Source organism: Candidatus Gullanella endobia (genome assembly GCF_900048035.1).
In the GTDB taxonomy this organism is placed as follows: Bacteria; Pseudomonadota; Gammaproteobacteria; order Enterobacterales; family Enterobacteriaceae; genus Gullanella; species Gullanella endobia.
In genome coordinates, this window is record NZ_LN999832.1 from 775,344 (window position 1) to 790,069 (window position 14,726).

A 14,726-nucleotide genomic window follows, 5' to 3' on the forward strand; every position below is an offset into this window, starting at 1 on the left:
TATTTTTGAATGCCACTAGATATCTTAATAAATATAATAAATTCAAAATATGACTAAAAAGTCATTTACCTGAAAAGAGATCAAATAAAAGATGTAAATATTATTACCTTAACTAATGAATAATTATTCACTATATAACAGATATGCTAGCAAACTACATAATGTAGAAGTTTTATAAAATATATTTTTGATAAATAGTTTTGAGACTAATATTTTTATTATTATATATTTAATACTTATGCTATTATCTTTATCATTATCATAATCTAATTTAATAAATAGCTTATTAAGCAATATATTCACATATGATCTATTGTTTATTTTTATCTAAACACATCTAAATTCCTATTATAATAAGAAAGCTTATTTTCCGAATAATAAGAAATGAAGATTTTACAATAATCTAATAGTGCGCTACTATAGCTATTAGATTATTGTAAAACAAGAGACATTATTTGCTATTGTTCACCAAAAGCGTCCTTACTTGCTAATTTGCTTATTGGTAAAATAGAGTTCTCGATAGTACTAAGCACGTCTGAAGTAACCAATTTACTTAGAATATTATATATCTTACTAACTTTTCTATTAACAATATCGCCAGTATCGTTGATATATTCTTCGTTACGTAACGTCAACACTAGGGTTGAGAATACTGCTTTATCAAAAAATCCTGATGCATTAATCCAATGCAGTATTGACAACTGCTGAGCTATCATGTAGCTTTTGTTTTCCAACATACTTCGGTTAAGTTTCGAATTTTTATTTAATAACGAAAAGATAATTGCATACCGCTGTAATGTCTCGCTAATACTTTCAGCTAATAGTTTCAAGACATGTAGAAATATTTTTTCCGGATAAAATTGCATTTTATTCACATCTATTAAACCTTGCCGCGTCAGTTCATCGATAATGCTATCAATAAGTGGTGATAATTCTTTCTCACTATAGCGCATAAATAGCTCTGCCTTTAACAATGGATAAAGAAGCATAATCGTTTTCTGTAACTGAGTACGATTAACTCCAGGATGTCTAAAAATAATATTCGCCACTAGAGAGGGTAAAATCAAGAGATGTTGAATATTATTACGATAATAGGTCATTAGAACAGCCTGATCGCGAGATAAACAGATAACATCACTGATAGTATTGTATTCGACGGTAAACTTATTCATCTCTAGCGCATAGGTTAACAATGCTTCTGGTGTTAAATCGGGTACTGTGATTTCCAACGAATAAGGAATATTACGTAGTAGTTCAAGATAGCAGGCCAGCTGCGCTAAAAACTGTGGTCGGGAAAGAGAAAGTTGGCGAGAGGCTAGTAATACAGTAGAACACAAATTAATACTGTTAGCAGTAGCTGCATTATTAATCCGTACCATAAGAGTAATAGCAATTTCATGAACTATCGATGCTAGCCAGGTAGGACGCTGGATTTCTATCGTATCGATGTGATCACGCCACTGAGGCACTTTCTGCGAAAGCCATGTTCCTAAAATAAGGGGTTCGCCAAAATTAAAATAAACTTGGCCGAAATTACATAGCTTTCGCAATCCGCGCATCATTTGCCAAAATCCCTCTTTCTTTTTTGGTAAACCGTGCAATTCTTCTTTATAAGATTCAACTTCCATTACATGTTCATAGCCGATATAAATAGGAATAAGCGTAATAGGACGACTGACACCGCGTAATATAGCTTGGACAGTCATGGTTAGAGTTCCAGTTTTTGGCTCTAGCAGACGACCAGTACGAGAACGGCCACCTTCTATAAAATATTCTACTGAACAACCGTGCATAAATAATTCGCTAAGGTATTCACGAAAAATGATAGAGTAAAGTTTACTACCCTTGAAAGTACGTCGAATAAAAAATGCACCTAAACGACGTAAAACTGTTCCTATAGGCCAAAAATTTAGATTAATACCAGCAGCGATATATGGTGGGGCCAATCCTTGATGATAAAGCACATAGGAAAGTAAAAGATAATCCATATGACTACGGTGACAGGGAACATAGACAATATTATGCCCCATTTCAGCTAATTGACGAACTCGTTCAATATTGAATATGTAAAATCTTTGATAGAGTCGGTTCCAAGTCCAACTTAGAACCCGATCAAAGAGACGAATTGTTTCATACGAGAAATTAGCAGATATTTCCTCCATAAGTTTAATTGTGTTCTTTTTTGCTTTTTCTAATGAGATATTTTTGTTACGTGCTTCATCTTTTATTGCTTTTATAATAGATTTAGATGTTAATAACTTATTAAATAAATTTTGGCGTACCGGTAATCTCGGACCAGCCGATACTAGACGTTGTCGAGCAAAGTGAATACGTGCCATTCTGGCTAGTTTTTGAGTAATATATTTGTCTGTACCGTAATTAATAACTATATAACGTAACGACAGCGATCGAGAAAAAAATATAAAACTATCTCGTCCAAGCCATAGCACTGTAAATATTTTTTTTATTTTTTTTAGAAAGTAAAAGTATGCTGAAATTTTAGTAGTTTTTGACTCTATATCTGGTGAACGACCAAACATAACCGATACAGGAACAAGCTTTATATCAAGAGCAGGATTAGCATAGTGCAAATTGAGGTAGTTATGAAATAATGAAATAAAATATAACTCTTTATTGTATAAAGATAACACGCATGGTTGGTCATGAATAAATATATAACGTGGTAGGATAACACCGTCGATATTAAGCGGTACTAGTGGATCGGGAAGATCTTGTCTCAGACATTGTATGCGTAAAGTAAGCAGATCTACTTTAGAATTATAAGGTAACACATAAATCATAGATTTAAGGGAATCAAAATACACTTCAGTTCGAAGATTAGTCGGAATGACTTTACTTCTTACTAATAATTTTATCGGTAAATCTAACAACATATAATAAATTTTATTCCAATTTAACATATTATTATTAAGCCTATTGTTAGAAGTTTAATTTAAGTACATTAAATAAACTATATATTGAATCTATAGTAAAATTAACACCTAATAAAACAATAGAAATTATTAGTAGTATAAATTATTTATAGTTATATTATTACAGCATAAAGGTTACTATCCTCCTTATAGGAGATAACCTGATTGTTTCAATTCGATAAAATAAATCTAATCATCATGAATAACATTCTATTTCGCGTGTTTTTGTTTTCAACTAATAATGATATATACTATTGAAAGCATATAAATAGATAAAGAAATAAAAACACTCACTATCAGACAAAAATGGATTTTTTTGATCTAATCTTTAGTTATATTATATATTGGTATATCTCCAACGCGTGTTGAGATTATATCCCATCTAGGTCTTTATTCATCTAATATAGAAGAAAAATATTTCAAGTGTTAGCGAGAAAAGATGCTACTGAAATTAGCGCTGATACGTCTTGCAGAATTCGCTTAATAACATAAGAAAGTGATTTCCAATAATTGAGTATGTAGTTACTGGCAAACCACTGTTAGCAATACAACATATAAAAATTACTATCAAATATATCCTGCTCTTTTCAAATTTCAAACTCTATACAGATTTTTGTTATAAGTAAGTGTTATATTAATGAGAGGTATTGATATTACAGATGGCGATCTTTTAGCGATATACAAAAATGAAAATACTAACAATAGACAAATTATTGTAGTGCAAATTGATGATAATATTACTGTAAAAAAGCTAAACTATTAAGGGAGAATATTGTTAAACTTTTACTAGAAAACAATGAATTTAATCCGATTTGTAGTAGATTTTCAGAAGAAAGAGTTGATCATTTAAAGATTTTAAGTTAGCGCGATACGCAATAGTAATTGGTTATAAAAAACCTTTATTTTAAAGGATATCATATTTTTCCTTATTTATATGTTTGCTTTTTTGTTTTATTTTTTATATATTAAGTTTTTATACTAAAATACTATTATTATAGTAATGAGTCTGCTCACATGAGCTATGTTTTTAATTTTTTTGATTATTGAATATCTAGACCAATTGATTTATAGATTATAAAAATCATAATTATCAATTATACAGTTTTTCTGTATCTTTGAATTAAATCTAAAAGACAAAAATTAATTTTATTAAAAATAAATAAAACTAATAACAACTGGAAATACTATTAAAGTAAGAGTATAAAATCAATAAAATAGTAAATGTATGATAATGATTTGATTATAAATTTGTCAGTAAGACAAAAAATTTTAATTATAAAAGTAAATAACAACTTGATTTCTTTTCTATCAAGAAAGTTCTATTAAAAATGTAGAAATATATCAGATTCATTTTATTACACGATAAATTTTATCTTGATATTATGTTATAATACAGTATATTATATACTGTGTATTGGTTTTTTTGATATAAAAATCCTAGTAAAATACTAAAATTAAAAAACTAATATATGATTTTTTACAAAATCATAGGTCAACTTAATTTTTTCGAATGAAATACTTATTAAATTCAAAATTTTTATTAGACTTTGCATTAGTAATCGATTCTTTTCTGCTTTAAGGATTTTTTCTTATTAAATAATCTGTACTTAATATTTTTAAAAAAAATGAAATATCAAATTTACAAATATCATTATATGATACCTATCATCATCAAAACATTACGTAGTTATAAATTATTTTGAAAATTTCAATATAAGTGGTAATTTACTAATTAGGTATTAATCAATAAATTTATAATTTTTTAAAATTATATTATGAAATATTGGATTTTAACTTACTTTTTAAAAAATTTAGTATCTAATGATTAGATAAAGTTTTACTTTTAAAAATTAAGAATATCAATTAGTATTACACTATAAATTTTTTTTCAAAATTTCATTAAACGAGTAATAATATATTTAATGAACACATATATTGTTACTTGTTTAAGTATTCAGATAATCGCTAAATAATTTTTGTATTGTATGTTAATTTTAAAAATTAAAATAAGCTTATTTTATTATAAAAATCATTAAAATTAAATGCATAAATATAGATTAATGTATAAATATAAATTATTTATTTTTTATTAAAATAAATAAGTATTTAAATAATTATTTTTATTTCTTTTGCTATTTTTATTTTTAACTAATATTAGATTAGTTCATAAGCTTTATAGCGAGAATAATTTTCTTATTTATAAAATAAAGAAATAAGTATGCTAATATTTTTTAATTGCTAAATTATGCTTATATTTGCAAGTGTCAAGATGTTGACATAACGCTATTTCACTATATTGAAGACAAAATCCATGTACTTCTACAACATTATAGGAAATAGTAAATCCAATCTCGGCTGCTTTAAATTGCAAAATACTATTTATATCCTGTATGGTTTGTTCTATTACTTGACTACAGCAATCGCAGATGAAAAATACAGATACGTGTGATGGTTTTAAAAAATAATGGCATAGTACAAAACTATTAATAGATTCAACGCGATGAATAAAATCTTGCTCAAGTAAAAACTGATAGCACAGTAAACGGTTGAAGGTTTTGCTTGTGGTTCAGATTGACGTAATAGTGCAATAAGTGCTTATAACTTATTGCACTATTACGTTGTTATATTAGTCGTAGAACTTCTAGTCGTTGCGGCGTTAGACGAAAATTACGTTGCTCACATAATTATTCAGCCTTACTAATAAGTAAGATTTCGGTAGTTAGTTTCATAATATTTCCGAGTTTTAGTTTTTTATCTATACCGATCTTAATAAGATAATAAACAATCTATTTTTCCTAAATGTATTATTTATTTAATACACTAATAATATTTTATATATTATATAAAATTATAAAATATTATTTATATTTATTTAAATAATATCAAATAAATATAGGTATGAATATAGGAATAATAAATATTTTGCAGATACATTTTATTTTTATACTATAATTTTTAATTTATAAAAATTATAGTATAAAACTATTATGCGAAATTTCATAAAAATTCTATATTTTACATAAAGTAGATAAATTATTCAAAATTAATAATTATGTTATTTTGCATTATTTTAATATAAAATATATTTATTTTCATTCTAACTTGAGTGAATTTATTCATTACTAGATATTAAATCTAGATGAATAATTTTTATGTTAGAATATGTTCTATGTTCTTCAATCATAGTCATTTTACTACACTAAATACAAACTTATTTTTTAAAAAATAAAAAACTATTAGAAATGATTAAAAATTACTCTTACCAGAATAACCAGCCTTCTGCTTTAATATCAACAAAAATTTTTTCTCTTGCACCAGGCTATTTAAGCGTTGCACCTATGCTAGGTATAACCGATCGTCACTGTCGTTTTTTTTTACGTCAACTAAATACTAACGTTCTGTTATATACAGAAATGATAACTACCGGGGCTTTATTGTTTGGTAAAAATGATCATTTATTTTACCACGATGCGGAACATCCTATAGCGCTCCAATTAGGAGGTAACGAACCAAATGTTTTGGCACGTTGTGCTAAATTAGCACAAAAGCGAGGTTATGATGAAATCAATCTCAATATAGGATGTCCTTCGAATCGAGCAAAAAATGGACATTTCGGCGCTTGTTTAATGACTGAAAAGAATCGGGTAGCAGCCTGTATTTCTGCTATGCATGAGGTGGTTACTCTGCCAATTACTGTTAAAATCCGGATCGGTATTGATAAACAGGATAGCTATGCATTTTTATATGAATTTGTTGATACTGTTTCTAGCCTCGGAGGCTGCAAAACATTTATTATTCATGCCCGTAAAGTATTACTTAACGGTTTAAGCACTAAAGAAAATCGCGAAATTCCTCCGCTAGATTATGATCGTGTATATCAACTTAAGAAGGATTTTCCAAACCTTCGGTTAATACTTAATGGTGGAATTAAAACTTTAAATGATATACAGACGCATTTAAAAAAGCTTGATGGTGTTATGATGGGACGTGCAGTGTACAAAAATCCTTTTATTTTAGCACAGATTGATAGTAAATTATCTGGTAATGTTAATCCACTGATAAGTCAGATGGCAGTAATTGAAGCGATGTTACCATATATCAAATACGAGCTTTCAAGAGGTACAGCACTTTTTCACATTACTCGTCATATGTTTGGATTGTTTCAGGGACTACCAGGCGCCCAGAAATGGCGCCGTTATTTAAATGAAAACGCTCATCGTTCTGGTGCAAATACAGATGTATTAATTAAAGCATTATCTTACGTACAGTATTAATTTTTTTTGGTTTTAAATAATTTTAAAATTATATAACTAATAGTTAAAATTAAAATGGTTGTTATGTTCATTTAACTATTATTAATAATATTTATTAATTATATGATAAATGTCTTTAAGATTATATTCTCTACTATCCCATATAAATAGATAATATAAAAATATTCTAAACTTTTATCATATTATATGAGCTCCTTAACTTTAAATAAAAATAAAAATTGAAATAACGTATTTATGTTATTGATTAATCTAATAAAAATATATTACTTATTTAAATAAGTTTAAATAAACTCTTTTTCCTAAAAATATCTATCTAAATAGATGATATTATTATTTTATAATAAATTAGTTTTAGTATTAAAATATAAGGCAAAAATCTATTATAGATGGTAATAATTTACGAATTTAAATTTATAAGATATTTTAATAAATATGATTTATATAAATAAATTAAAGATCAAAATTTGAGACACTCTAATAAGAAAAATAAGAAAATATTCTAATAATATTAGAAATGATACTATTATAACTTTATCTTGAGTAATGAAAATTTATATTGGAAATCTTATTTGTTAACTAATAAAATGTACAATATAAATTAATATTTAGCAATATTAATATATTTCATTTAAATTTCTTCCATAAGACTTTTATATCTCAATATAATAATCGTAAAAAAGATCAAGCAATAATAATATTAATTATAGACGATAAATTTTATCATTTTAATTTCATTATTATTCTCAAAACTTTATGCATAAAGTGAAATAATTTCCAATTAAGATTGGATTAGAAGGTATAAATTGTTCTTTATTTTAATTAGTAGAAAGATATGTGCTCTAAACGGAAATTAATAATGTTGCTAGTGTTATTAATTCATTAAATTAAAGTTATTATTGGTTTTTATTTTTTTTAGCTAGTAATGTAATAAATAATAAGATAACTATTTTTGTATATAATAAAATATTTAAAAATATTAGTTCTTATTTAACTGAACTCACTACTGATATAGTATATACATATCTAATGTAGTAATTCTATTTTATATCATAGATTATTTTTCATAGTAAAACTATTAGAAATTATATCTATGATTTTAATTTTATTTTATTTTTTCTTTAATTAATTTTTTACTTCATTACAATATAATTTTATATTCGCTGTGATTTATTAATATAAAATTAGGGAGTGAATTATAGTTAAAATTTTTTATCATAAATAATATTTCTTATTATAAATTTTTAAAACTAAATGAAATAAATTGATTAATTTTATTTTTTGCTAAATATAAGTAATAGTAGTTAATCACATGATTCGATAATGTTTTATTTATTCCTACGTTCTTATAGAGAATAATATTCTAATGATATTTAATAGATCTTTTACTAAAGTTTATTCTCTGTAACCGATTATTAAAAACTATAAATAATTCGCAGTAATGCCGTCAATCAAGACAATCTTATCAGATATAAAATTTTATTTTATCATATACAATATTTACTTTATTTCTCTTTATAAGAATCGATATGTATTCAAAAAGATAGAATTAGATAATTTAGTTATTTTGTTGATATAATATGCATATTAGCATATGTTTAATAGGGATTGAGTGTATTGTATAAATTAATTTATCGATGAGCTAAAAATACTCTATATTTAGAATAAATTTATTTATTATATTTACCATTTCAGTAACAAGATTAAATAACAATAATGATATAAGGTAACAACTGAAATAAACTTAAATTTTAATGTAATTAATATTAATAATTTTATTTATCTATATCTTAACTAAGATCAGATATATCGAAACGGAAATAATATAATCCGTTATTTCCGTTTCGATATTAGTTAAAAAGAATATAATTAAGTACCTTTTATTATACTTGAATACAGAAAATAACTATAGATCTTTCTTTGTAATTTTGAAAAGCACATATTATTTCGATATGAGAGAGGATATAATCCATATTTATTAAAGGACTTCTAAATAGGTAACGTACTCTATCCATGTCAGAAAAAAAAACCTATAAAAAAGTAAATTTTTCTCGAGACCATCAAGTTGCAGATCTAAAAATACCGCCATATTCGCTAGAAGCAGAACAGTCAGTTCTAGGTGGTTTAATGCTAGATAATGAACGCTGGGATAATGTCATCGACCGAATAATTAGCAATGATTTTTTTAATCGTTCTCACCGCTTTATATTCAGCGAGATGCAGAATCTATTAGAATTAAATAAGCCTATTGATCTGATCACACTTTCGGAATCACTAGAACAAAAAGGAAAACTGAATGCAGTTGGTGGTTTTGCTTATCTAGCAGAGCTATCAAAAAATACTCCTAGTGCTGCCAATATTTCCGCTTATGCTGATATTGTACGTGAACGAGCCATAGTACGAGAAATGATAAGTGTTGCTCATGAGATAGCGGATGCCGGTTATAACCCTAAAGGACGTACCAGTGAAAATTTACTAGATCTAGCAGAATCTCGAGTGTTTCAGATAGCAGAAAATCGTGCCAATAAAAATGAAGGTCCAAAAAGCATTGATCGTGTTCTTGAACATACATTAGCACGAATCGAAGAATTCCATAAGAAACCGCACGATGGCGTAACTGGTGTTTCCAGCGGTTATCTCGATCTAGATAAAAAAACTGCTGGACTGCAAAAGTCAGACTTAATCATTGTAGCTGCTCGTCCCTCTATGGGAAAAACTACTTTTGCTATAAACTTATGTGAAAATGCTACGCTAACAGAGCCTAAACCAGTTCTAATCTTTAGTCTAGAAATGCCTAGTGAACAGATAATGATACGTATGCTAGCATCACTATCTCGTGTTGATCAAACCCGAATTCGTACTGGTCAACTAGACGATGAAGATTGGGCTCGAATATCTAGTGCTATGGGAATTCTGATAGAAAAACGCAATATGTACATCGATGATTCATCTAGCTTGACTCCGATGGAAATGCGTTCCCGCGCGCGACGAATATTCCGCGAACATGATGGTTTAAGTTTAATTATGATCGACTATTTACAATTAATGCGAGTGCCGTCGCTATCTGATAATCGTAATTTAGAAATTGCTGAAATCTCCCGTTCGTTGAAATCGCTAGCTAAAGAACTTCAAGTACCCGTACTGGCATTATCGCAGCTTAACCGAAGTTTAGAACAACGTGCTGATAAACGTCCAGTCAACTCTGATCTACGTGAATCTGGCTCTATTGAACAGGATGCTGATCTTATTATGTTTATCTACCGTGATGAGGTTTATCATGAAAATAGCGATATGAAAGGTATTGCTGAAATAATTCTTGGAAAGCAACGAAATGGTCCAATTGGAACAATTCGATTGACCTTCAACGGGAAATTATCACGATTTGATAACTATGCTGTTCCTCAATATGAGGATGAATAATTTTGTTCGATACCAAATTTTTTCTTGTCTCTTTTATTTTGAAAGTTTATTAATTTATTCAATCTTAAAAATTTCTTTATGTCATATTATGATTAGTTAATATATTTATATTTTATAAAGGAAGCATATTCGTTTTATCGAAAATTAATAGATAGCTTATCTAACATATAAAATAGTAAAGAAGTTGATACCTACCTGGTTAAGCAAACGGAAATACTTATTTCATCACTGGATTTAATTTCTATTAAATAAAAAGAAATGTTCTAATATTGCAAGATTTAATCGGAAATAAAACACTTCTGATATTAAGGCATTTAAACCGTAGTTAATATACTAACTACATCATTAAAGAAAAATAAAAGGTTATAGATCAAAAAATATATAATTGTAAATTTGGCAAGTAAAGTTACTATAATATAGTAACTTTATATTATGTTACTGCTTATATATATTTTCACAAAAGGTATCGCTAAAGCGATTAAATTAGTTTTTAAATATTTTTAAAATAACGTATAAGATTTTTAATGCTCTTTTTCAGCTCAAGATTTTAATAAATCTAACAAATTATAGAGTTCTTCTCCATTAATATATATTCAAGTATAGCTATACAACACTGTTTCTAGTATTTTTTCGCACTAATCACTCATTTTAAAAAACAAAAATAATTGTAAACTCATTACCATTCGACTAAAATAACGCATTTCCAGCTAAATAGATAATAACCTTTAAAACTAAAGATATATTTTACTTGAACAGTTTAATTTGCCCATCTAAAAAAGATGGGGATAATTATGTATTTTAATAATTACTTCCATGGTATAACATAGATTATAAACTATTAATTTTTATTTAATTGAAATAATGAGTAGTAGCATTGATATCATCAATTTTTATTAATGATAAAACTACTAAGCATAGCTGTAAAGCAATTTGATTTAATAATTCTAGTATTTAGAATAGAGTGTATTAAATTATAGAGATAATCTTTTAGATTTTAAAAGGTTATTAATAGCTATTTATTTATTATTTTGTATTATCAAAATAATATTTTTTAGATTATTAACAAGAAAATTACAATAAACTTTAATCCTCTACATTACAATAAGTAATTAAGGCAATCTGTGTAGTTGATAAAATTAGTTTAACGCAAAGAAAAGCTAATAATACTAGAAAAAACTAGTAAAAATAAATAAATATTTAGTATCTATTTATAATAAATAATTCTGCTTCACAAGTTTTCTTAGTATGTAGTCAAAATTTGAAATATATGATTTAAACTTTGTAAATAACAAATTGAATCAATTAAAATTATAAATTCGTTTTATTAGGAGATGCTTATGGCTAGCAGAGGTGTTAATAAAGTAATTCTAGTTGGAAATCTCGGACAAGATCCGGAAATCCGGCATATGCCTAATGGCGGTGTTGTAGCCAACATTACACTAGCTACTTCGGATATTTGGCGTGATAAACAGACTGGTGAAACTAAAGAAAAAACAGAATGGCACCGCGTAGTACTATTTAATAAACTAGCAGAAGTAGCTTCTGAATATCTACATAAAGGATCTCAGGTATATATCGAAGGGTCTCTTCAGACACGTAAGTGGCAGGACCATAACGGTCAGGATCGTTATACTACTGAAATTATAGTCAATATGGGCGGCATTATGAAAATGCTCGGTAGTCGTCATGATAACACGACAACCAGCAGTATAAAACAGAGCAACTTAGGTCAATCTCATAATTCAACGAAATGCAATAATACAAAATTCAGCAGTACTAATATGCAGGTAGTGCGCCCTGCGAATAATATTACTTTACCGTCTATTAATGAAACAGCGATGGATTTTGACGACGATATCCCATTTTAAGGATAATTTTATATAAAATTTGTTAAACGTATAAAAATCTTTTGTGATTAACAGTTTTTTATTTGACACTATTATTTTAATACTAATTAAAAATTAAGCTTTAAAAGCATATATTATTAAAATAATAAACATAGAGAGTTATTTTAAATTTAAAAGGATTAAATATATTTTTGATTACGAATATTTTTCTCATACCTAGTATAATATGCTTTATTAAAGATCATAATATTCAGGTTAATAACTTTTATCATGTCGTTGATTTTATAACTATATAGTTAAGTATACTTAACTATATAGTTATAAAATCCAGTATTAAATTTCTCTAACACCAATAATATCAATATTAGAGTGTTTAATTAGTAATAAAGATACTCTTACTTATTAAGAGAGTATTTTTATTATCAATAATATATAAACTGATTGATACTTACTATAGTAGTATCTCTTATTAATAATCAGTTCTTTAATAAAGATAAGGTTATTTAATAAGTTTTATTTGTATTGAGAGTTTTTAGCTCTAATTTTTTAATATTTAAAAGATTTTTTATTACTACCACTTTAAGCATTTTAGAATACATCACAAAAACTAATTTAATCTAGGCTTTACGAAGTAAAGCTGAAATGTTCAGTATATTATCGATATGATTAGTTACTCAGTCATAATTATATTAATACATTAGATATTAGTTTCTAATAAAATACATTCTTTTAAAGTAGAAAAAATAAATTTTTAAATAAATTATGATCGTTATCTTGCTAGATTAAGATGTAATAAATAATTTTAATCTAAAATTAAAGGCATTACTAATAATCATTTCTAGCGAAAAATTTTTAAAATAATCGGGTAATATCGAAAGATATAAGCATAAAACAATATCATCGCTACTTATTATAACAAGTGTATATATAAAATTATATCTTCTTCTCCGATTCTTCGATCTTAAGATATTAGTGAAGAGATATATCTTATTATGTAATTATTATTTATTAATGCATATTAAATTAATATATTTTGTTTTTTAACTATTTAATAATAAATAGTTAAAAATAAATTTCATATAAAATAAATTAAATAACAAATAAATTATTAAAGTTCTTATAAATAAAATTTTTAATTAATATTAATTATGTAATTAGATGATAGCAAATATACTTTAATACAAATATGCTAACAATATTTGTAAAAATCAAAATAAGAAAATCAATATGATTTCATATGGGAAATAATATATAAAATAAAATATTTAAATCTTTTTATTTATTTTTATAAAAAATAAGCAATGATATATCATATATTAATCATCGTCCTTAATTAAGATAAATCTATTACAGTATAGAAAAAATGTCGTATACGTTGATAGATATCAATATTATATTTTATAATCAGTTTAGTAAACATTTAATGATATACACTATTAAATGATGTATACTACTCATAATTGAACAAAAATATTGGACAAGTAAGTTTTTTCTTCTAAATAGCTAATTTTTAACTAATTTTATTAGATAATACAAAAAAGAATCTTATCTAATGATATTAAAATGCAAATGAATTTATTTTCTGATTAGCTTGAATAATATATGCTATCTATTTTATATTTAATGTTTTATTTTTCTATTTTTGGTAGTTAATTGTACTAAATTACTAGCAAAAGAAGAAACTTGCTGCCAGTCAGTATATTCAACTTCCTTTGTTTGATCAGTTTCACCACCAGTAATATACATTATTACTTGGATTATTACTCGATCAAACCAGCGATAGCGTGGATAATATAATGCACCTGAAAATATAGCACAAAGATCGGGACACCATGGTGTATTAGCTAAAAATTTTTTGGTATAAGTATTAGTAGTTTGAGTACATTTGTCTGGTTTTCGTGCCATTAAACTAACAGAATAAAAAGCACTTGGAATACTATTTAACCAATCAAGTCGCTGTGCGATAAAACGGTCAAGATTTGCATCAAAACAACCGTAGTGAATAGCTGCTCCAATAACCACTCTCTGATAGCTTTTCAGGTCAAGATCATATGCGAAGTTCAAATCAATAACTTTACATTTACAGTAATTAGTAAGATGGGCTGCAATTGTGCGTGCAATTTTGTGCGTTTGACCATCACGGCTCAAGTAAAGAATCAGTGTTTTCATATTAATTTGTTTCTTTTATAAGAAATTTTGATAAAATAGAAAAATAAAATCAATTTTAATCAGCTTGCTTTAAAAAATAAAGAAAT

General features: G+C 26.1%; 6 protein-coding genes and 1 pseudogene. 4 read left to right on the forward strand and 3 right to left on the reverse strand.

The window, feature by feature from the left end:
• Positions 1–458: 458 nt before the first annotated feature.
• A complete protein-coding gene (plsB, locus tag FVIR_RS02175) occupies positions 459–2,921 on the reverse strand; it encodes a glycerol-3-phosphate 1-O-acyltransferase PlsB (protein ID WP_067498405.1) in 2,463 nt (820 codons plus the stop codon).
• A 649-nt stretch (positions 2,922–3,570) separates the two neighbouring features.
• On the opposite strand from plsB, the gene FVIR_RS02695 reads away from it, so the two are divergent.
• A complete protein-coding gene (locus tag FVIR_RS02695; protein WP_158648154.1) occupies positions 3,571–3,696 on the forward strand; it encodes a S24 family peptidase in 126 nt (41 codons plus the stop codon).
• A 1,458-nt stretch (positions 3,697–5,154) separates the two neighbouring features.
• Here FVIR_RS02695 and zur read toward each other — a convergent pair.
• Positions 5,155–5,662, reverse strand: a pseudogene (zur, locus tag FVIR_RS02730) (zinc uptake transcriptional repressor Zur).
• 513 nt (positions 5,663–6,175) lie between these two features.
• Here zur and dusA point away from each other — a divergent pair.
• The 3 genes from dusA (at position 6,176) to FVIR_RS02195 (ending at position 12,492) form a co-directional block, all read left to right on the forward strand.
• Entirely contained in the window at positions 6,176–7,207 is a 1,032-nt protein-coding gene (dusA, locus tag FVIR_RS02185; protein WP_067498407.1) for a tRNA dihydrouridine(20/20a) synthase DusA, read from the forward strand.
• Between the two features lie 2,010 nt (positions 7,208–9,217).
• Positions 9,218–10,624 (forward strand): replicative DNA helicase, encoded by a 1,407-nt coding sequence (gene dnaB, locus FVIR_RS02190; protein WP_067498409.1) that lies wholly within the window; start codon positions 9,218–9,220, stop codon positions 10,622–10,624.
• Between the two features lie 1,337 nt (positions 10,625–11,961).
• Entirely contained in the window at positions 11,962–12,492 is a 531-nt protein-coding gene (locus FVIR_RS02195; protein ID WP_067498412.1) for a single-stranded DNA-binding protein, read from the forward strand.
• A 1,599-nt stretch (positions 12,493–14,091) separates the two neighbouring features.
• Here FVIR_RS02195 and hemG read toward each other — a convergent pair.
• Positions 14,092–14,640: a menaquinone-dependent protoporphyrinogen IX dehydrogenase gene (gene hemG, locus FVIR_RS02200; RefSeq protein ID WP_067498414.1), complete on the reverse strand. Its 549-nt coding sequence runs from the start codon at positions 14,638–14,640 to the stop codon at positions 14,092–14,094.
• Between the last annotated feature and the right edge of the window lie 86 nt (positions 14,641–14,726).